This window comes from Microbacterium murale (genome assembly GCF_030815955.1).
Lineage (GTDB): Bacteria > Actinomycetota > Actinomycetes > Actinomycetales > Microbacteriaceae > Microbacterium > Microbacterium murale_A.
On the sequence record NZ_JAUSXK010000001.1, the window covers coordinates 873,394 to 893,526 of the forward strand.

The window sequence follows — 20,133 nt, forward strand, 5'->3', positions numbered from 1 at the left end:
GCACCGATCATATGGATGACTGATCCCGCTGTGCGAATCCCCCAGGACCGGCGGCGAACTGCATCCGCTCGCCCAGCACGGGGACCGCGTCCAGGAGGTCCCGCGTGTACGGGTCGTCCGGTTCTGCCAAGAGCGCCTCTGTCGGCCCCGATTCCACGAGTCGGCCGTGCCTCATGACGTAGACCTCGTCGCTGATGTATCGGACCACCGCGAGGTTGTGCGAGATGAACAGCATCGAGATTCCGAGTTCCTCCTGGAGCTCTCGCAGCAGATTCAGGATCGCCCCCTGCACCGAGACGTCCAATGCACTCGTCACCTCGTCGGCGAGCAGCACAGATGGCTCTCCGGCGAGCGCACGGGCGATCGTGATCCGTTGACGCTGGCCTCCCGAGAAGGCGCCCGGCCGATCTGCGGCCCGGTCGGGGTCGAGGTGGACCTGCGTGAGGAGTTCGCGCACGCGGGCGACACGCTCAGCCCGACTCCAACGGCGCCCCGTGGCCCGCAGCGCCTCGGCGATCGAGTCACCGACCGGCATGAGCGGATCCAGGGCCGAGAACGGGTCCTGGAAAACGAGCTGCATACGCCGCCGGGCGCGCCGCGCGAGTGCCCCGCCACCGACGGCGAGATCACCATCGACCCGGATCGTTCCGGCTTCAGGTCGCACCAGGCCTACGGCAGCAGCAGCGATCGTGCTCTTGCCGGAGCCGGACTCGCCGACCAGGCCGACCGTTCGGCCCTTCGGCACGGTCAGGCTCACCCGGTCGACCACCGTCGTGCGGCCGTAGCGGACGCTGAGGTTCTCGATCTCGAGCGCGTTCATGCCGTCACCTCCTCTGAGTTCACGGCGCGTGCCTGATAGTCGGCCGCGACGGCGTCCTCCGCCACCGCGCCCGCTGCGAGATCGGCCGGAATCACCGGCAACGGCTTGGTGCGGTCGGACGTCATGTCGGGGAGGCACGCGATGAGCGCCTTCGTGTACGGGTGGGTCGCATCTTCGCGGATGCGGGCCGCATCGAGCATCTCGACGGCGAGACCGTCCTTCATCACGATCACCCGGTCGCAGAATGCCGAGACGAGCGCGATGTCGTGAGAGATGAAGATGATCGCAGCCCCGGTCTCCTCCTGCACTCGGCGCAGCACTCCCATGACCTGGTGCTGCACGGTGACATCCAACGCGGTGGTCGGCTCGTCGGCGATGATGAGCTTCGGCGTGCCGGTGAGCGCCATGCCGATCATCGCCCTCTGCCGCATGCCTCCGGAGAACTCGTGCGGGTACTGCTTGAGCCTGCGGGCCGCGTCGTCGATCTGGACGGCCTGCAGCGCCGATACCGCACGGGTGCGGGCCTCAGCCCGGCCCATCCCCATATGCACTTCTGGCACCTCGGACATCTGCCGGCCGATGGTCAGAGCCGGATTCAACGACGTGAGCGGGTCCTGGAAGACCATGCCCAGCTCGACGCCCAGACGGGCCCGGTCGACATCCGGCACGGTGAGATCCAGGTCATCGAAGCGGTGCGTCGACGACGTGATCATCGCCGGAGACTCGAGCAGACCGGCCAGCGCCATCGCGGTGAGGGATTTGCCCGACCCTGACTCACCGACGATTCCGACCACCTCTCCCGGTGCGATACGCAGGTCGACGCCGCTCACTCGCTCGACGGTTCCTCCGTCCGGTGTGGGGAACGCGATGTGCAGATCGGTGATCTCGGCGATCTCGGACGGCTTCGGGCTCAGCGCGGCGCTCGTCGAAGGAAGCCTGCGGGTGAAGCGGCGCCGTGTGTGCGCGCCGGCCACTGCCCCTACTGCCTGGGCGGTCACTGCGCGCAGGCCGCTGCCTGGCGTCTTCGCCACCGCCTCGCTGAGCATCGTGAACACGATGCCGGCGAGCACGATCGCGAGCCCTGGTCCGAGCGCGGCGAGCGGATTGATGTAGATGCGAAGGTTGCCCTCCTGCAGCATCCGTCCCCAGTCGTACTCCGGCGCCTGCACGCCGAGCCCGAGGAACGATAGTCCCGCGAACGACAACAGAGTCACGCTCGCCGTGGCCGCGGCGTTCACGAGCAACGGGTTGGCGATATTCGGCAGCACATGCCGCCTGAGGATGCCGAACGGCCCGACTCCGACGACCTTCGCCGCGCGCACGAAGTCGCGGCCGGAGATCGAGGATGCCAGGTTGTAGACGAGCCGGGCATGCGAGGGGATGCCGGCCAGACCGATCGCGAGCATCGCGCCTGTGGCGCTCGCGCTCCAGATCACGGTGATGAAGAGGACGAGCAGCAGGCTCGGGAAGGCGAGCAGGATGTCGAGCAGACCCATCAGCCAGCGCCGCGGATATCGCGGCAGGATGGCCCCGATCAGCCCGAAGGCGATACCGCCGACGATGGCGATCACTGTCGCCCCCATCGCGAGCACGAGCGACAGCCGCGCAGCCGTCATCACACGGGCGAAGATGTCACGCCCGAGCTCGTCGGTGCCGAAGGGATGAGCCAAGCTCGCCGGGCTCAACCGGTCGGGGACTGAGGTCGTCGACGCCGCATCCCCCCAGACGATCGGTCCGATCACGGCGATCGTGACGAGCAGGACTGTGCCTGCGATGCCGACGACGGCAGGGACGGTGATGCGGCGGCGATGAGTCTTCATCTCAGCCCTCCGTGATCGACGAGCGCGGATCGATGGTGACGAGGATCAGATCCACGATGAGATTCACGCCCAGCACGATCAGGGCGTAGACGATCACCGCCGCCTGCACGACGGGGAAGTCCTTCGCGCTCACTGCCGAGACCATCGTCGTCCCCATCCCGGGAATCGCGAACACCGTCTCGATGAGCACTGTGCCGGCTGTCAACCCGCTGAGCACGAGTCCGCCGACGGTGAGTGACGCCGTGACGATGTTCGGGAGTGCGTGGCGCAGATAGAACAGGTGCGCAGGCAGTCGCTTGCTGCGCGCAGTCGTCATGTACGTCATCTCCAGCACCGCGATCATCTCCACCTGGACGATGCGTGCGAGGTACGCCATCGGACCCAGCGAGAGCGTCAGCACCGGAAGGATCGCCTGGTCGAAGCTGCCCCACCCCGCAGCGGGAAGCCACCCCAGCTGTACGGCGAACAGCGCGATCAGTCCGACGGCGAGCAGGAAGTTCGGGATGGCGATCAGGATTCCGAGGAACGAGGAGAGACCGATGTCCCTGGTGCGGTGGCGACCCGTGCGCGAGGACACCGCCGCCGCGATGCCGATCGGCAGGGCGCCGACGACGGCGACGACGAATGCCCAGATCCCCAGCGTGATCGTGGCAGGAAATCGCTGGGCGACGATCTCGGCGACGGGTCGCTGGGTGCGGATCGACACTCCGAAGTCTCCCCGCAGAAGCCCGGCGACGTAGTCGAGGAACTGCTGCAGGATCGGCTTGTCCAGACCGAGATTGGCTCGGGTGGCTGCCACGAGCTCTGCGCTGGCCTCTGGTCCGAGCACTGCACGCACCGGATCCCCCGGCACGAGATGGACGAGGAAGAAGGAGGCCAGCACGACGACGGCGAGCGAGACAGCCAGCCGCCCGAGCCGTCGAAGCAGGAACGCGGACCGCAGCGACAGTCCCCGACTTTGTCGCCGGCCCTCCGCCCGCACCGCCAGGGCGGCGGTCGCGGTGCCCTGGACCTCGGCGGTGATGAGCGAAGGGTCGGCCATGATCAGGGCAGCATCCGGATCGTCGTCGGCTGCACGTAGTTCGGCAGATCGAAGACCGCGCCGGACTGGTAGGTCGGGAGCACGTTGTCGATCACCGGGAACACATCGAAGCGTTCGATGAGTTCCTTCTCCGCGTCCTGCCAGAGTCCGCACGTCTCATCGGGGCTGGCGCTGGCCGCCTGCGCGGCGAGGGCGTTGTACTCCGGGTTGTCGACGAACATGAAGTTCAGTCCGCCCTCTGCCGGCGTCGGGCCGAAGAAGGTGGAGAGGACTCCGGGGCTGCCTGGCACCATCTGCACCCATCCGGTGTCCCAGTCGTAGGTGGTGTACAGCTGATCCGCCCACGCAGCGGCATCGTTGGCGAAGAGTTCAGTGGTCACACCGAGTTCATTCCACATCTCCTGCACGAGCTCCGCCGCGGGAGCATGTGTGGACGTCGACGCGTTGTAGATGAACTTGATCGTCAGGGGCTCGCCGTCCTTCTCGCGCTTGCCGTCGTCGTTCAGCGTCCAACCGGCCTCATCGAGCAGCTCGCCCGCGCGGTCCAGATCCGTTTCGGGCAGCGACCATTCGGGCTCGTCCTCGACGCAGAGGAAGGGGCTGCGAACCACCAGGGACTTCGACGGCATCCCGTCGCCGTCCGCGATGACCGGACCGACCTCGTCACGGTCGATCGCCGTGGCCAGCGCCTCGCGCACGAGCGGGTCGCTGAAGGGCCGGCCCTCGCGTTCGTTGAAGAGCATCTCGCCGACAGGGTTGGGCACACCGACGAACTCCAGGCCCGCTCCGTCGAGGCGCGAGCGATCGGCCCCGGAGACTGATGCGGAGTTCAGCTCGCCGGACAGCAGCAGATTGGCCGCGGTGCTCTCATCAGCGACGACTCGGAGCTCGATCTCGTCGGGGAGCCCCTCCGTGTCGCTCGTGACGCCGTCAGGACCCCAGGCGTAGTCGTCTCGTTTGGTGAGCGTGTAAGTGTCACCGGGAGTGGCGTCGGTGAGCGCGAACAGACCGGTGCTGTTCGTTCCGTCCGAGAGGATGGTCGGATCGGCGATGCCCGCGTCGCACACCATGCGCAGCGTGCCGACGCTGATCGCGAGGAACGGGTCGTTCTCGGCACTGGTGACCGTCAGGGTGTTGCCCTCCGCCGTCGCCGACACGTTCTCGTCGATGACCGAAGGATAGGAGAAGGTCGCGTTGGCCGGATCCGCGTTGAAGTTGACGTTGTCGGCGGCTGTCTGCGCGGTGAACTCCGTGCCGTCCTCGCAGGTGATGCCTTCCTTGATGGTGAAGGTCGCCTCCGTTCCGGTGTCCTCCCAGTCCTCCGCCAGCCAAGGCTCGAAGTCTCCTTCTGGCGTGACGTAGATGAGGGATTCGTACGAGAGGCTGACCATGGCCCAGGTGTCGAGCTGCACGGCCTTGAACGGGTTCAGATCTCCCGGGTCGTTTCTCGTCGCCATGACGAATGTCCCTCCCGAGACATAGTCGCCCTCACTTGGCGCTGCGTTCTCGGCGGAACCCGAGCATGACGTCAGTGTCATCGCGAGGACGATGGCGCCGGCGGCTGCCGGGATCGCAATGCTGCGTTTCATTACATTCTCCTCTTTCGGGTGGTGCGTCGGGGGGTGGTGCATCGGGTGGTGCGTCGGGGTGGTCCTATGCGGTGGTCGGCGTCGCGGCACCGAGCCGAGCGAGCGGTCCGGCAGCCTTCACGGACACGTTCACGGTCGGCTGCGCCGTGTACGGCACGTGGGTCTCGAGGATCTCGACGATCGAGACCTCGAGCGGATCGGCTCCGGCCTGGATGGCTTTGGCGATCGCGGCCTCGGATGCCTGCTCGATGGCGGATTCGCGGTCGCCCATCGGCGCCATCTGGTCGGCGCGCCCACCGGCGAGCGAGATCGCCGCACCGACGGCGTTCGCGACGCCGCCGTGATCCGGACGCAGGATCTCACCGGCGCTGGGCAGGCGATCCGGCACGAGGAACCCGCCGCCGCCGACGACGACGAGTGGGATGTCGGCCTTTCCGAGCGAGAGTCGCTCGACCGCGGCATCCAGTCGGTCTGTCACGAACGCGAGAGCCTGTTCGAGTGCCGCGGCGGTCACGGGCGACAGAGCCGGAAGCCGACGGCCCGCCACGGGGCTGCCGGCGATCGCGGCGGCATCCGTCAGCGTCGGCGTCGAACCGCCGAACAGCAGACCTTCGCGGTCGATCCGGTAGCCCACCGACTCCGGCCCGACCCTGCCGGTGACGACGTCGACGATCGTGCCGCCACCGATTCCGACCGAGAGCACATCCGGCATCCGGAAGTTCGTCCGCACACCACCGATCTCGCGGGGCAGCGTCGATTCGCGGGGGAATCCGCCGACGACGACTCCGAGATCGCTGGTCGTGCCGCCCACGTCCACGACGATGGCGTTGTCGTGACCGGAGAGGTATGCGGCTCCACGGATGGAGTTCGCCGGACCGGAGCCGATCGTGAGCACGGGGTACTGGGCGGCGTAGTCGAGCGACATGAGTGTGCCGTCGTTCTGGGCGAAGAAGGTCTGCGCGTCCAGACCTTGCTCCGCCACCACGGTGACCAGGGCGTCCGTGACGGCGAGCGCGACGCTGTAGAGCGCGGCGTTGAGCACCGTGGCGTTCTCGCGTTCGAGCAGACCCGTGGGGCCGATGTCCTGACTCAGGAAGACGCGGGTGTCCTGGCCGAGGTGATCTCGCAGCATCTCCGCGACCTCGAGTTCCTGCTCGGGCGAGGAGGGACTGAATATGCCGGCCACGGCGATCGCGTCGAAACTGTCGAGCCCGTCGACGAACCGGAGGATGCCGTCCCGGTCCAGCGGAGCGATCGGCGTGCCATCGACCATGTGACCGCCGCCGACCATCGCGGAGCCTGAGAGCACGATCTCGGCGAGATCCTGGGGCCAACCGGTGAGCGGCGGGAACTCTGTCGCCGCCGGCGCCCCGAGCCGGATCATCGCCACTCGGTCCAGCGCACGGCGCTGCACGATGGCGTTCGTCGCATGCGTGGTGCCGAGCATGACACGCGAGACACGGTGGCGCTCGGGCCCGACTGCGGTCAGCACCTCTGCGATGCTGGCGCGGATGCCGCCAGTGACGTCGTCCGTCGTCGGTCGCTTCGTGTGAGCGAGTACGGTGCCGAAACCGTCGAGGATGACGGCATCCGTGTTCGTTCCGCCGACATCGACGCCGAGTGCGAGGTCACGGGCGCTCATCGGGCTGCTCCTTCGAAAGGAATGTAGGGGAGGTCGTAGCCGAAGGCGGCAGGGCCGGCGAGCTCGAGACCTCGGGGCGTGCGCCAGACCGGATCGCACGGCCATGCGAGCACCGAGACCCGCTGCCCGAAGCGCAGCATCTCCGTCGTGATCGCATGTCCGGTCTCGGTGTCGATGATGGTGATGAGATCCGGCACGCTCACGAGCACTTCCCCGTCCTCGAGGACGAGCAGGTTCTCGTTCTGCAGCTCCAGGCGCTGCAGCCGGCCGCGGTCGTCTCCGATGCCGGTGATCGTCACCGATCCGCGAACGAACCCTCCGACGGTACGGCGGTCGAGATCCGTGATCTTTCCGCTCATCAGCACCTTGGCGTCGAGCTCGGCGGCGATCGCCGCCACCGGATCCGACGCACCCAGGAGTGCATGGCCCACTCGGATCGCGGCACTCACCGTGCCTTCGATCACGGCACCGCGCACGGTCTCCGCGGTCATCGGATAGTGAGCCCCGATGCAGATCGATCCGCTTGCGACGGTGAGCGCGCGTGCGTGCCGCTCGAGCCAGTGCAGGTCGACGGTCTTCATGACCGTGATGTTGCCGACGACGTCGCTCTGCACCGCCCAGTCGCAGTGCACGCCGGCGGCGTTCATCGCCACCATCGCGGCATCGGGAAAGGCGCGTCCCATGCCATCGGCATCGAGCACCTGCAGTCCGAGCTGGGCGGCCCATCCGATCGGCCGCACGCCGTTGCTGCCGCCGATCTCGGCAGCCATGAGTGTCGTGACAGGACGCCCGAGGAGACGCTCTGCCTCTTCCAGGAGGGCATGGATCTGGCCCTTGGAAGAGAGCATCTCGATGCCGACGGTCGGCGCGCCGATGCCGGACATGAGGATCACGACGTCGTCTGGTCCGAGATCGTCCACGCTCACCAGACGGACGGGCCCGTGAGTGCGCAGCTCGCGTTCGACCATGGTCTGCGCGCCGTACACCTCGCCTCCGCCGCCGGTACCGAAGATCGCGGTGCCGATGCCGAGTGCTGCGATGTCGTCTGCAGTGACCTCGCTGATGCGTTCCGCGGCATGCGAAGCGGGAGATGTCTGAGCCATGTCCCCACCGTACGGAGGGCGCCGCGTAGCGACAATGTCTTGAGCATCCAGTGATTCCTGTCAGACTATGCCCATGGCACAGTACTCGATCGAGGATCTTCAGACGGACGCCGAGCGCCTGGGGCTCAGCCACCAGGCTGGGCCCGTCGACGATCGTGCGATCGAACGCGTCGACCTCATCGCCGTAGACGCATTGGGCACCGCCACGGCCGGAACGCTCGTCATCGTCGCGGGCGACGAGCAGCCCCCTCCGTTCCGCATCGATGTCGCGCTGCGCCAGGCGAGCGCGAGGCGCCTCGCCGGAGTCGTCTTCGCCTCCGATCTCGTCCTGCCGGAGACGGCAGCGGTGCTCGCCGGTCGAGCCGGCGTCCCGGTGTTCGCCGCTCGTGGGACGAAGGCCGCCGACCTCGCCAAGGCGATCGACAGGGCGATCGCCGGCGGCGCCTCCGAGGCCATGATGCGTGGCGCGCTGGCCGTGGAGCGCGCCACCGCAGCCGCGGCATCCGATGACGGCACGATCGAGACGATCCTCGCGGCGGCGTCGGCGGCCCTCGGCATTCGCGTGGAACTCGTCGAGGATGCGTCCGCCACATGGTCCCAGAGCGACGCCGTGTGCATCGGAGAGGTGCCGATCGGACGGGTCGTCGCCTCAGCGCCGGATGCCGCCACCGGCGTCGCGCTGCCGGTGATCGCCTCGCTGCTCTCGCGTGCGGTGCAGCGCAGCACCCGCGACCGCTACGCCTCCACCCAGTCGAGGGCCGACCTCCTGATCGAGTTGGTCCTGGCGGAGTCCTCGCGCGTGGAGGGGTTCGTCGGGCAGGCCGCACGGCTGGGTCTGCCGCTGCAGCAGTCGCATGTCGCCGCATGGCTGGCGCCGACGAGCGCTGCCGATCCACAAGCCCGTGCACCGCGCACCGTGCAGCCGGCGCTCGAGCTCTTCGCCCTGCAGCTCGTCGAGGAGCGCGAGGAGATGTGGCACCTCGCATTCCTTCAGGACGACCTCATGCTCGTGTGCACCGAGGAGCACGGCGCCGCCGACCATCAGCGACGTGTGCGCGAGGTCGCGGTGCGGATCCAGGAGCAGGCGCACGTGCTCGGCGGGCCCGGGTGGGCCTACACCCTGGGGTTGGGAACACCGCAGCTCGGGGCGATCGGCGTCCGACAGTCCGCCGCCGAGGCTCGGATCGCGGCGGAATCGGCCATCGCGGCAGGACGACTGGGCGGGGTGGAGCTCACCGACGTGACGGGGCTCCGCCGGGTGCTGCTGGACGTCTACGCCTCCCCGATCAGCAGGGACCTGCTGCACGACATCCTCCATCCCCTGGATGCCCTCGGCAGTGAGCGCGCTCTCACCGCCGTGCGTACGCTGCAGTCGTATCTCGCTCACGGCAGCTCGCTCGTGCACGCCGGCCACGAGTTGATGCTGCATCCGAACGGCGTGGGCTACCGGATGCGGCAGATCCGCGAGCGGCTCGATGTCGATCTCGACGATCCCGATGTGCGTTTCGCGGTCGAGCTGGCCTGCCGTGTGCGCCTGCTCGGAGCTGTCTGACCGACTCGCTCGATGGACGCACGAACCAGTCAGATCTGACGGACGTGTGCCGATCGCCCATGAGACGGCCGCCTCGGAGTCGGTAGCGTGACCGCATGTCCGATGAGCCGATCGACCCCGCACTGTTCCAGCCGCTGCGCGGCATCCGCGTCATCGACTTCACCCGACTCCTCGCCGGACCGTATGCGACCATGACCCTCGCCGAGCTCGGCGCCGACGTCATCAAGATCGAGAAGCCGGATGCCGGGGACGACACGCGCGCCTGGGGTCCGCCCTTCGTGGGCGGCGACAGCGCCTACTTCCACGCGATCAACCGCGGCAAGCGGAGCGTTGCCCTCGACCTCACCCGCGAAGCCGAAAGGCAGCAGGCCCTGTCGTTGATAGCCGGGTCCGATGTCGTCGTCGAGAGCTTCCGTCCAGGCGTCGCCGAGCGGCTCGGCATCGGGCCCGAAACGCTGACAGAGCGCTTCCCCCACCTCGTCTACGCCTCGATCAGCGGGTTCTCCCCGGTCGGCCCCATGTCGGCAGAGCCCGGAACAGCAGTGACGGTGGAGGCGGAGTCCGGGCTCATGCAGCTGACCGGCTACGAGGACAGCGATCCGGTGCGCTCCGGAGTCGCGATGATCGACATCGCCACCGGCATGTCGATGATCAACGGCGTGCTCGCCGCGCTCCTGGAGCGCACCCGCACCGGCCGAGGGCGCCGCATCGAGGTCTCGCTGTTCGCCACCGCGCTCTCGTCGCTCGGCACCGTGATCGCGAGCGCCTCCGCGGGCGGCCCTGCACCGCGACCGTGGGGCAGCGGGCATCCGTCGATCGTGCCCTACCGCGCCTTCGCCGCCGCCGATGGCCACGCCGTCCTCGGTGCGACCAACGACCCGATGTTCGCCCGCCTCGCCACTGCGCTCGACATGGAGGACGAACTCGGCCGCGAACAATGGCGACGCAACGAGGGACGAGTGCGGGACCGGGAGACGCTCGAGGCGCTGCTCGCGGCTCGCCTCGCACAGCTCAGCGTCGACGAGATCGCCGAGCGACTGCAGCGGCATCGCGTACTGATCGCCCGCGTGCGCCGAGCCGATGAGGCGGCGCACGGCGCTCAGGCAGCTGCGATGGGGATGGTGTTCGAGGACGACGGCGTCCTCATCGCCCGCTCCGCCCTCGGTACGAACGGCACGGCGGCCCTGGGCCGTGCACCTCGGCTCGGCGAGCACAACGCGGAGCTGCTCGGCTGACCCGGCGCCCGCACACGGTCGCGTTCAGCGCGCGAACACCCGTTCCCCGCGGATCCAGGTCTCCGCCACGCGCACCTCTGAGATCTCCTCGGCGGGCACCGTGAAGACATCGCGCTCGAGCACGGCGAAGCTGGCATCGAAGCCGGCCGTGATCTCGCCGACATTCTCCAGCGGCGACAGCATCCGTGCCCTGCCGGTGTAGAGCATCAACGCCTGCGCGGCCGTGATCGCCGCCGCCGGCCCGAAGTCGATGCCGTTGTAGGTGCGCCGGCGCACTGCGGCCTCCACGGAGAGCATGACGTCGTCTGCTCCGCTCCACGCCGTCGCCGGGCGGTCGGACGACAGCGCGAGCGCCTCGACACCCGCGTACAGCCGGGCGATGGGGTATGCGTCCGGCACCTGCTCGGCGCGCAGCGCCTTCTCGTAACCGTCGTACTCGGCGAAGAAGAACACGGTGTGCGTCGCGATGCCGAAGCTCATGCGCGCATCTCGCAACCGACGCACGTACTCGTCGCTCACGATCGTCGCGTGCTCGATGCGCACCGACGGGATGCCGGTGAGCCAGGGCTCTTCGTCGGCGAACAGTTCGACGACGCGGTCGAGCGCCTGGTCCCCCATCGCGTGCACGGCCAGTTGCACGCCGTTGCGGCGCGCCCAGTCCGCCGCTGCGCGGACGTCCTCGTCTGCGACCAGGCGCAGGCCGTGATCGCAGGAGTCCGGGTACGGCTCGTGCACCCAGGCCGTGCGGTTCGAGTACGCTCCGTCGAGCACGACCTTCACTCCGGCGATGCGGATCCGTCCCTCGCGGTCGTCGTCGTCGAGATCGGCCAGGGGCTGCTCCGGATCCCAGCCCGGGTACAGCGCGACCCTGAGGCGCAGGCCGCGCTCCGCCGCGGCGCGGAACGTGGTGAGCGGATCGGCGAGGCGGCTGGAGAGCAGATCGCACACGGCCACGATGCCGCGGGATGCGAGCTCGTCGCCGAGCGCGATCAGTGCATCGATCTGCTCGTCGCGGCTCGGCGCGGGGATGAAGGCCGCCACGTCGCCGACGGCTGCGATCTCGGTGAGCACCCCGTTGGGAGACCCATCCGAGTGACGCTCGAAGCGCGCCCCGACCGGGTCGGGAGTAGCTGCGGTGATGCCGGCGACCTCGAGCGCTTTCGAGTTGCACACGGCGGAGTGCGCATCGCAGCGCCAGACGAGCACGGGCCGGTCGGTCGACACCCGGTCGAGGTCGGCGGCGGTCGGCATCCGGCGCTCCGGGAACTTCGTGTCATCGAACCCGCGCCCCAGTATCCAGGCGTCCTCGGCCGTGACGGTCGCCGCGTGTGCACGCATGACGTCGACGAGTTCGTCGACGGAGGTCACAGCCGGCGGGAAGCACTCCGCCGCAGCGGCGGTGCCGGCCATCAGCGCCGGGTGGGTGTGACTGTCGATCAGCCCGGGCAGCACGGTGCGGCCACCCAGGTCGACGGCATCCTGTCCGTCGATGTCGGCGGCGTCGCCGACCCAGTCGAAGACGCCGTCACGGATGCGGAACGCCGAGACGAAGTCGTCCTCACCTGTCCCGGTGAAGACCTTCGCGTTCGTGAAGAGCTGCTGCATCATCATCCGTCCTTCAGATCGTGCGCCAGGTGAAACGCCCGCCGAGCAGCGTGGCGGCCACCGGCATGTCGCGCAGCTCGTCCCGATCGCACGCATACGGGTCGCGACCTGTGATCACGAGATCAGCGGGCTGCCCGACGGCGAGCGTGGAACGAGTGGATGCCGCGAGCGCGACGTCCATCGGAACCTGTTGCTCCGGGTGCCAGGCTTCGCGCTCCCCCCGGCTGCGTGCGGTGGCAGCGCTGATCGAGATCCACTGATCGAGCGGCGCGACGGGGGCATCAGAGCCCAGACGCAGTTCGGCACCGGCACGGTGGAGCGAGCCGAATGCGAACGCGCGGTCGGTGCGACCCGCCCAATGGTGATCGGCGACGTCGCGGTCGTCCATGGCGTGCTCGGGCTGCACGCTGGCGACCAGGCCCAGTTCGGCGAAGCGCGCGAAATCGTCCTCGCGCACCAGCTGAGCGTGCTCGATCACCCCCGGCATGCCGAGCGCGGCGAATGTGTCCAGCACCTCGCTGTTCGCGCGGTCGCCGATCGCGTGGACGGCGGCGTCGATCCCCGCGTCTCGCGCGCGTTCCAGCAGCGCGCTCAGCTCGGAGATCGGCACGCTCTCCATACCGCAGGCGAGGGGGTGCGACGGGTCCATGCCCGGGTACGGATCCCAGCACCAGGCGGTGCGGGTGTTGAGCGAACCGTCCACGACGACCTTGAGCCGGCCGAAGCTCACCAGGCCCTGATCGTCGATCGGGTCGCCGGTGCGCCAGCCGTCAGCGATGACCCGTTCGAGCCGGTCGGGCCAGACCGCAGCCTCCACCCGCAGACTCGTGATCCCGTTCTGCACGCGCGAGCGCCATTCGACGACGTTGTCAGTCTTCTCGAACTCCACGATCCCGACTACTCCGCGCGATGCCGCTGCATCCGCCGCAGCGCGATACGCCGAAAGCGGCAGGGCATCGGACTGGTCGAACGAGTGCAGCACCTCGATCCACGGAACTTCTCTGAGCAGCCCTGACGCGTCGAGCTGCACGCCCAGCCGCGAGGCTGCGGCAGAGTTCATCCACCCGCAATGCAGGTCGCCGCTGACGAGCACGACCGGGATGTCACCGATCGCCTCGTCGATCGCCGCGAGCGTCGCAGGCTCGGCCCATAGCCCGTCGCGGAACCCGTACCCCATCAGAATCCCGCCGGTCAGCACCGCCCCGTCGGCTCGTGCACGCACGGTGACGTCGAGCACGTCCTGCGCACTGCGGGTCTGGGTGAGGTCGATGCGGCTGCGCCGGATCACGTGCTGCGTGAAGTGGACGTGCGAGTCCCACATCCCGGGCCCGATCCAGCGGCCGGACACGTCGACGATCTCACCGTCGGCGGCCCCGTCCTCTGCGGACAGCGTGCCCGCAGGGACGATCTCAGCGATCAGACCGTCGCGGATGACGATGTCGACCGGCTCTTCACCGAAAGGACGCGCGCCGAGGAGCGTGAGGGACATGATTCTCCGATACTGATTCGGTCGGGCGGCGTTCGGTCAGGCGACGGGGACGGGCGCGGTGGTGAACCCGAACAGGTCCTTCGGATCCTCAGGCGCGGCCACGAGATCGATCTCGTGAGCGAGCGACGTCCCGGCAACACTCTCGCGCAGATACCGCAGCGCGGAGAAATCCTCGATCGCGAAACCGACGGAGTCGAAGATGGTGACCTGGTCGGCCGAGGTGCGCCCCTGGGCGGTCCCGGCGAGCACCTTCCAGAACTCGGTCACGGGGAAGTCGGCCGCCACATTCTGGATCTCGCCCTCGACCCTCGTCTGCGGCGGATACTCGACGAACACGGGGCCGCGCTCGAGGATGCGCGGGTCGAGCTCTGTCTTGCCGGGGCAGTCGCCGCCGATCGTGTTGATGTGCATGCCGGGCGCGACGTCGGCATCCGTCAGCACCTGCGCCACCGCCTTGTCGGCGGTGCAGGTGGTGACGATGTCGGCACCGGCTGCGGCCTCGGATGCAGAAGAGCACACGGTGATGTCGAAACCACGCGCGCCCAGGTTGCGGACGAACTTCGCCGTCGCAGCAGGATCGACGTCGAAGATGCGGAGCCGGTCGATGCCCAGCACCGCGCGGAACGCCAGTGCCTGGAACTCTGCTTGGCTGCCGGCGCCGATCATCGCCATGACCTGCGAGTCCGCTCTCGCCAGGCGCCGGGCGACCATCGCCGACGTCGCGGCGGTGCGCAGTGCCGTGAGGACCGTCATCTCGGCGAGGAACACCGGGTAGCCGTTGTGCACGTCGGCGAGCACGCCGAACGCGGTGACCGTCTGGTACCCGCGAGCGGGGTTGAACGGATGCCCGTTGACGTACTTGAACGCGTAGAGATCGGGGTCGCTGACCGGCATCAGCTCGATCACACCGAACGGTGTGTGACTGGCCACCCTGGCCGACTTGTCGAACGACTCCCACCGACGGAAGTCCTCCTCTACGGCATCCGCCATGCCCGCCATGATCTCGGCTGCACCGTGCTGAGCGATCCACCGCACCATGTCGGCGACTCCGACGAACGCGGTCATGCCGACACCTCGCTCTCGTGCATCGCTGCCATCCGGGCTGCGAGCGCCGGGTTGCGGTACGGACCTGGTTCGCCCAGCGCATCGATCACGCGGCTGACGACCTCGGCGGGTTTGTCCTGGCTCATCTTGTCCTTCGCTTCGAAACGGGTGATCCTCATGCGGAATCCGACGGTGCCGTGCACGATGCGCGCCGCGTAGTCGGCGTTCTCCAGAGTCCGATTCATCAGATACGGCTCGGGCAGCGGGCTCTCGAAATGCTCCACGAGCCGCTCCAGCACCTGCAGGTTCTCCTCATCGGAGAGGATCTCCGGCGTGCCGTACAGGTGCGCGACCGCGAAGTTCCACGTCGGCACGGCGGGAGAGGCGCCGTACCAGCTCGGGGAGACGTACCCCTGCGGCCCGTAGATGATCACCATCGCCTCATGTCCGCCGAGCTCGTGCAGCCGCTCGTCCGGACGGCCGACGTGGCTGAGCAGCACGATGCCTTCGGCCTCGTCGTCCAGCAGGATCGGATAGTGGGAGGCGATGAGACCCTTGCCCGGGACGAAGCTGACAATGCTCGCCCACGGGTTCTCGCGCACGAGCGCGCGAATCGTGTCGACGTCGTCGAGCAGATAGTCGGGGTTGGATCTCATCGTTGTTCTCCTCAGGCGGGGTGCGCGACCAGCGCAGCGATGTCGTGACGGTGCGGGGTGCCGAAGCGGTGCGACGAGATGGACACGGCCTGCTCGCGGAGGAACGGAAGCAGCTCGATCCGACCGGCGGAGAGCACCGGCCCGGCGTATACGGCCACGGCGGGCGAACCGCCGGTGGCAGCTGCTGTGGCTCGGAGATCCCCGCCGACGAGACGGATGCGACCGCCACCGGTCTCGGCGAGGCGTGCCGCACGTGCGGCCCACCGCGATGCGTTCTCCACGGCGACGACGATGCCGGCGTTCTCGGCCCAACGCGTGACCTCGGTGGGAAGTGCGGATGGCGCGCTGACGTTGATGCGACCGCCCGCGCGAACACCCGCCGCGATCACACGGACCGCCTCGGCGACGCTCGCCCGCTCCAGACGGATCGTGACGGGGACGACGTCGTAGCGCAGCGCGTTCTGCTCGGTCGTGAGGGCGGTGACATCGCGCACGGCGCCGAACTCATCACGCCAGGCGGCGACATCGGTCGAGAGTGCGCCCTGCAGCCAGGCGGCGTCCTCATGGTCTCCGAGCGCCTTGAGCGCGGCGCGGGAGACGGCATCGTTCGGCGCGTTCGCCGTGACCGGAGCGTCCACCCAGTCGGACAGGCCGATGAGGTAGCTCGGGCCACCTGCCTTGGTACCTGCGCCGACGGCAGCCTTCTTCCAGCCGCCGAACGGCTGACGCTGCACGATCGCACCCGTGGTGCCGCGGTTGACATAGAGGTTGCCGGCCTGCACTGCGGCCAGCCAGGCGGCGATCTCGTCCTCGTCGAGGGAGTGCAATCCACTGGTGAGCCCGTAGTCGATCGCGTTGACCATCGCGGTCGCCTCGTCCAGCGAGTTCGCGGTCATGACGCCGAGCACCGGGCCGAAGTACTCGGTGAGGTGGAACGGGCTGCCTGCGGCGACGCCTTCGCGGATGCCGGGGCGCCACATCTTGCCCTCATCGTCGAGCTTCTCGGGCTCGATGACCCACTTCTCGCCCGGCTCCAATGCGGTGAGCGCGTGCAGCAGCTTGCCTTCAGCCGGACCGATCAGGGGCCCGATGCGCGTGGCCCCCTCCCATGGCCGCCCGACGCGGTATGAGCCGACCGCGTCGATGAGCTGGCGGCGGAACCGTTCGCTGTGCGCGACGGATCCGACGAGGATCACGAGGGAAGCGGCGGAGCACTTCTGACCCGCGTGGCCGAACGCGGAGTAGGCGACGTCCTTCGCGGCGAGGTCGAGATCCGCGCTCGGGGTGACGATGATCGCGTTCTTGCCGCTCGTCTCGGCCAGCAGCGGGAGGTCGGGACGGAAACTGCGGAACAGCTCCGCCGTCTCGTACCCGCCCGTGAGGATCACGCGCTCCACCGCTGGGCTGCTGATGAGCTGCGTGCCGAGCTCTCGGCCGTCGAGCTGCACGTACTGCAGCACTTCGCGCGGCACACCGGCTTCCCACAGGGCCTCGATCATGACGGCGCCGGAGCGGCGGGCCTGACGCGCGGGCTTGATGATCACCGGCGAACCGGCGGCGAGCGCGGACAGTGTCGATCCCGCGGGGATGGCGACCGGGAAGTTCCACGGCGGGGTCACGACGGTGAGTCCGACCGGCTTATGGATCGCACCGTCGATGGTCTCGATGCGCTTCGCGCTCTCGGCGTAGTAGTGCGCGAAATCGATCGCTTCGGAGACCTCGGGGTCGCCCTGCTCGAGCACCTTGCCGCACTCGGAGCCCATGACCTCGAGCAGTTCGGCGCGGCGCGCCTGGAGGATGTCGCCGGCGCGGTGCAGGATCTCTGCCCGCCCCGTGGCGCCCAGTGCCCGCCAGGTCTCCCCGGCCGCGGTGGCCGTGGCGATGACCTCGTCGAGGGCTGCGGCATCCGACAGCGTGTTCGCCCGGACCGTCTCGTCACCCAGCGTCGACGACTGCATGCGTGAGCGGATGCTGTCGCCCCACTCACGGTTTGCCGCGAGACTCGGGTCGGTGTCAGGAGTGTTCGTGAACGAATCGCGGGAAGCAGCGGGCTGCTCGGCGGTGCGGTCCTGGGTGCGGTTGGACGCGGGGACGTCGGTGGGCATCGACCGGATAGACGCCAGGAACCGATCGCGCTCACGAGCGAACAGCGCTGGTTCGTCGTCGAGTTCGAACACAGCCGACATGAAGTTGTCGGTCGACGCGCCTTCTTCCAGCCGGCGGATCAGGTAGGCGATGGCGACGTCGAACTCGGCAGGGTGCACGACGGGCGTGTACAGCAGCAGAGAGCCGACGGTGCGGCGCACGACGCTCGCCTGTGCGGTGGCCATGCCCAGCAGCATCTCGAACTCGATGCTCTTCGTCGCAGCGCCCGCCGAGACGATCCCGCGCCGATTCGCGAGCAACCAGGCGAGCGCGATGTCGAACAGGTTGTGACCGGCGATGCCGATGCGCACGTTCTTCACGTGCTCCGGACGCAGCGCGTAGTCGAGCACGGCCTTGTACGAGGCGTCAGAGGCCTGCTTGCTCTCCCAGGTGGCGAGCGGCCAGTCGTGAGTCTCGGCATCCACCCGTTCCATGGGCAGGTTGGCGCCCTTCACGACGCGCACCTTGATCGGTGCTCCGCCGGCCGCCACCCGCGCGGCAGACCACTCCTGCAGCCGGATCATGGCTCCGAGCGCATCCGGCAGGTACGCCTGCAGCACGATGCCGGCCTCGAGACCGCTGAACTCGTCACGGTCGAGGATCGAGGTGAAGACCGCGATCGTCAGATCGAGATCCTTGAACTCCTCCATGTCGAGGTTGATGAACTTGCGTCCCTTGACCGCGATCCGGAAGAGGGGCATGAGCGCTTCGGCCGCGTGCTGGACCGCTTCGTCGAACGCCCACGGGCTGTGCGGGGCGACGGTCGACGACACCTTGATCGATACGTAGTCGACGTCGTCGCGCTCGAGGAGTCGTCGGGTTCCGGCCAGGCGACGCGCCGCCTCCTCCTCGCCGAGGATGGCCTCGCCGAGGAGGTTGATGTTCAGATGCACGCCGTCGTCCGAGCGGATCCGGCGGATCGCCTTGCCGAGCTTTGCGTCGGTCGCGTCCACGATCAGGTGCCGCACCATGCCGCGCAGCACGCGGCGGCTGATCGGCACCACGATGCCCGGGAACGCGGGAGCGAGAGCGCCACCGAGACCGATGAGCCCGCGCAGCGCGGCAGGGAGGAACTTGGGGGTGAGCGGCACCAGATCACGCAGATTGTGCGCGGCGACCTTCAGGTCTTCGGGGCGCACGACGCCGTCGACGAACCCGACGGTGAAGTCGAGGCCGTTCGGATCGCTGAGCACGCCCGCGAGGCGTGCAGCGGACGTGTCGGTCGGCACGTCCCGGCTCTCGATGAGCCAGCGCTGCACGAGCGCGATCGCGTCATCCGCGAGTTCTGCGATCTCTGTCTGCCCGGTCGGGGCCTGCTCTGTCGGGGCGGATGTCACGTCGGTCATCGGGTCTCCTCACTCCTGCGTGCGGCGGCCGTCTCAGCGATCGCGGCGCACCTGCTCGTCTCAGTGTGGAGTCGCAGTATCGTTCGTGAAAAGCGAGCGTTTACGATTGATAATGTTCGATAATCCCGATGAATGTGAGGCGACCCGTGTTCGAGCTCCGACGACTGCGACTGCTGCACGAGCTGGCGCTGCGCGGCACGATCTCCGGCGTCGCCGCCGCGCTCGCCTACAGCCCGTCGACCGTGTCCCAGCAGCTCGCCCAACTCGAGCGCGAGGCGGGGGTGCCGCTGCTCGAACCAGACGGCAGGCGCGTGCGCCTCACGACGCAAGGGCGTCTGCTCGCGGCGCACGCGGCGCGAGCGCTGGAGCTCGACGAGGCCGCCCGCGCGGAGCTGTCGTCCAGCTCGCATCGCGAGGAGAGCGTGCGTATCGCTGTCATGCCGACCGCTGCAGAAGCGCTGGTTCCTCCCGCGCTCACCCTGCTCGCGGATCGCATGCCGGGGCTTCGCGTCGAGATGGTGCAGATGGCCCCCGAGGAGGGCCTCTTCGAGTTGCAGGCGAGGGCGTTCGACCTCGTCGTCGCCGAACAGTACTCCGGCCACACACGCGAACTGCGTGACGGAATCGACCGCACGCTGCTCGGCAGCGATCCGGTGCGCCTCGCCGTGCCGCCGTCGTCCTCCGCGACCGCGCTGTCCGAGCTGCGCGACAGCGCCTGGGTCATGGAGCCCGAGGGGACGGCTGTGCGGCAATGGGCCGTGCAGCAGTGTCGCAGTGCGGGGTTCGAACCCGACGTCCGCTTCGAAGCGACCGACCTCATCGCCCACGCGCGTCTGGCGGCTGCCGGGCACGCCGTCGCCGTACTGCCCGACCTGGTGTGGACGGGCGAGCGCGGGTCGGTGCGCCTCGTGGAACTGCCCGGCTCGCCCGTTCGCGAGATCTTCGCGGCGACGCGATCCTCGTCGCGCGACAGTGCGGCCGTCGCCGCAGTGCGGGACGCCCTGGCCGATGCGCTCACCGCGCATCGGCCCCGCTGAAGCCGGCC

The 20,133-nt window shown here is 68.6% G+C and carries 14 protein-coding genes; 3 read left to right on the forward strand and 11 right to left on the reverse strand.

Annotation, left to right across the window (positions count from 1 at the left end):
• Window positions 1–7: 7 nt before the first annotated feature.
• The 6 genes from QFZ46_RS04355 to QFZ46_RS04380 form a co-directional block, all read right to left on the reverse strand.
• Window positions 8–820, reverse strand: a complete 813-nt coding sequence (locus QFZ46_RS04355) for an ABC transporter ATP-binding protein (protein WP_307358668.1) — start codon at window positions 818–820, stop codon at window positions 8–10.
• Window positions 817–2,640, reverse strand: a complete 1,824-nt coding sequence (locus QFZ46_RS04360) for a dipeptide/oligopeptide/nickel ABC transporter permease/ATP-binding protein (RefSeq protein WP_307358670.1) — start codon at window positions 2,638–2,640, stop codon at window positions 817–819. Before QFZ46_RS04360 ends, QFZ46_RS04355 begins: the two co-directional genes overlap by 4 nt.
• Window position 2,641: 1 nt before the next feature.
• Window positions 2,642–3,682: an ABC transporter permease gene (locus QFZ46_RS04365; RefSeq protein WP_307358673.1), complete on the reverse strand. Its 1,041-nt coding sequence runs from the start codon at window positions 3,680–3,682 to the stop codon at window positions 2,642–2,644.
• Window positions 3,683–3,684: 2 nt separating this feature from the next.
• A complete protein-coding gene (locus QFZ46_RS04370; protein ID WP_307358675.1) occupies window positions 3,685–5,271 on the reverse strand; it encodes an ABC transporter substrate-binding protein in 1,587 nt (528 codons plus the stop codon).
• A gap of 64 nt (window positions 5,272–5,335) precedes the next feature.
• Window positions 5,336–6,913, reverse strand: coding sequence for a hydantoinase/oxoprolinase family protein (locus QFZ46_RS04375; protein ID WP_307358677.1), 1,578 nt, complete (start codon window positions 6,911–6,913; stop codon window positions 5,336–5,338).
• Window positions 6,910–8,016: a DUF917 domain-containing protein gene (locus QFZ46_RS04380; RefSeq protein WP_307358680.1), complete on the reverse strand. Its 1,107-nt coding sequence runs from the start codon at window positions 8,014–8,016 to the stop codon at window positions 6,910–6,912. The genes QFZ46_RS04375 and QFZ46_RS04380 overlap by 4 nt, the downstream gene beginning before the upstream one ends.
• Window positions 8,017–8,089: 73 nt before the next feature.
• Here QFZ46_RS04380 and QFZ46_RS04385 point away from each other — a divergent pair, with 73 nt between their 5' ends.
• Entirely contained in the window at window positions 8,090–9,568 is a 1,479-nt protein-coding gene (locus QFZ46_RS04385) for a PucR family transcriptional regulator (RefSeq protein ID WP_307358682.1), read from the forward strand.
• A 95-nt stretch (window positions 9,569–9,663) separates the two neighbouring features.
• Window positions 9,664–10,803, forward strand: coding sequence for a CaiB/BaiF CoA transferase family protein (locus QFZ46_RS04390; protein ID WP_307358684.1), 1,140 nt, complete (start codon window positions 9,664–9,666; stop codon window positions 10,801–10,803).
• Between the two features lie 24 nt (window positions 10,804–10,827).
• On the opposite strand, the gene QFZ46_RS04395 is transcribed toward QFZ46_RS04390, so the two are convergent.
• From QFZ46_RS04395 to QFZ46_RS04415, 5 genes are read right to left on the reverse strand one after another with little or no spacing between them, the layout of a single operon-like run.
• Window positions 10,828–12,411, reverse strand: a complete 1,584-nt coding sequence (locus tag QFZ46_RS04395; RefSeq protein WP_307358686.1) for an amidohydrolase — start codon at window positions 12,409–12,411, stop codon at window positions 10,828–10,830.
• Between the two features lie 10 nt (window positions 12,412–12,421).
• Complete coding sequence (locus QFZ46_RS04400; protein ID WP_307358688.1) at window positions 12,422–13,897, reverse strand: amidohydrolase; 1,476 nt, start codon at window positions 13,895–13,897, stop codon at window positions 12,422–12,424.
• A gap of 36 nt (window positions 13,898–13,933) precedes the next feature.
• Window positions 13,934–14,962 (reverse strand): ornithine cyclodeaminase, encoded by a 1,029-nt coding sequence (locus QFZ46_RS04405; protein ID WP_307358689.1) that lies wholly within the window; start codon window positions 14,960–14,962, stop codon window positions 13,934–13,936.
• Window positions 14,959–15,597 carry an FMN-binding negative transcriptional regulator gene (locus QFZ46_RS04410; RefSeq protein WP_307358691.1) on the reverse strand — a complete coding sequence of 213 codons (639 nt, stop codon included), beginning with the start codon at window positions 15,595–15,597 and terminating at the stop codon, window positions 14,959–14,961. The genes QFZ46_RS04405 and QFZ46_RS04410 overlap by 4 nt, the downstream gene beginning before the upstream one ends.
• A gap of 11 nt (window positions 15,598–15,608) precedes the next feature.
• Entirely contained in the window at window positions 15,609–19,088 is a 3,480-nt protein-coding gene (locus QFZ46_RS04415; RefSeq protein ID WP_307358692.1) for a bifunctional proline dehydrogenase/L-glutamate gamma-semialdehyde dehydrogenase, read from the reverse strand.
• A 146-nt stretch (window positions 19,089–19,234) separates the two neighbouring features.
• On the opposite strand from QFZ46_RS04415, the gene QFZ46_RS04420 reads away from it, so the two are divergent.
• Complete coding sequence (locus QFZ46_RS04420) at window positions 19,235–20,125, forward strand: LysR family transcriptional regulator (protein WP_307358695.1); 891 nt, start codon at window positions 19,235–19,237, stop codon at window positions 20,123–20,125.
• Window positions 20,126–20,133: the final 8 nt, after the last annotated feature.

Excerpts from the sequence above, each read along its gene's own strand:
- QFZ46_RS04410 (WP_307358691.1), bottom strand. The coding sequence starts at position 15,597 with ATGAGATCCAACCCCGACTATCTGCTCGACGACGTCGACACGATTCGC.
- QFZ46_RS04380 (WP_307358680.1), bottom strand. The coding sequence starts at position 8,016 with ATGGCTCAGACATCTCCCGCTTCGCATGCCGCGGAACGCATCAGCGAG.
- QFZ46_RS04370 (WP_307358675.1), bottom strand. The coding sequence starts at position 5,271 with ATGAAACGCAGCATTGCGATCCCGGCAGCCGCCGGCGCCATCGTCCTC.
- QFZ46_RS04360 (WP_307358670.1), bottom strand. The coding sequence starts at position 2,640 with ATGAAGACTCATCGCCGCCGCATCACCGTCCCTGCCGTCGTCGGCATC.
- QFZ46_RS04395 (WP_307358686.1), bottom strand. The coding sequence starts at position 12,411 with ATGATGCAGCAGCTCTTCACGAACGCGAAGGTCTTCACCGGGACAGGT.
- QFZ46_RS04400 (WP_307358688.1), bottom strand. The coding sequence starts at position 13,897 with ATGTCCCTCACGCTCCTCGGCGCGCGTCCTTTCGGTGAAGAGCCGGTC.
- QFZ46_RS04415 (WP_307358692.1), bottom strand. The coding sequence starts at position 19,088 with ATGACCGACGTGACATCCGCCCCGACAGAGCAGGCCCCGACCGGGCAG.
- QFZ46_RS04355 (WP_307358668.1), bottom strand. The coding sequence starts at position 820 with ATGAACGCGCTCGAGATCGAGAACCTCAGCGTCCGCTACGGCCGCACG.
- QFZ46_RS04375 (WP_307358677.1), bottom strand. The coding sequence starts at position 6,913 with ATGAGCGCCCGTGACCTCGCACTCGGCGTCGATGTCGGCGGAACGAAC.
- QFZ46_RS04390 (WP_307358684.1), top strand. The coding sequence starts at position 9,664 with ATGTCCGATGAGCCGATCGACCCCGCACTGTTCCAGCCGCTGCGCGGC.
- QFZ46_RS04385 (WP_307358682.1), top strand. The coding sequence starts at position 8,090 with ATGGCACAGTACTCGATCGAGGATCTTCAGACGGACGCCGAGCGCCTG.
- QFZ46_RS04365 (WP_307358673.1), bottom strand. The coding sequence starts at position 3,682 with ATGGCCGACCCTTCGCTCATCACCGCCGAGGTCCAGGGCACCGCGACC.
- QFZ46_RS04405 (WP_307358689.1), bottom strand. The coding sequence starts at position 14,962 with ATGACCGCGTTCGTCGGAGTCGCCGACATGGTGCGGTGGATCGCTCAG.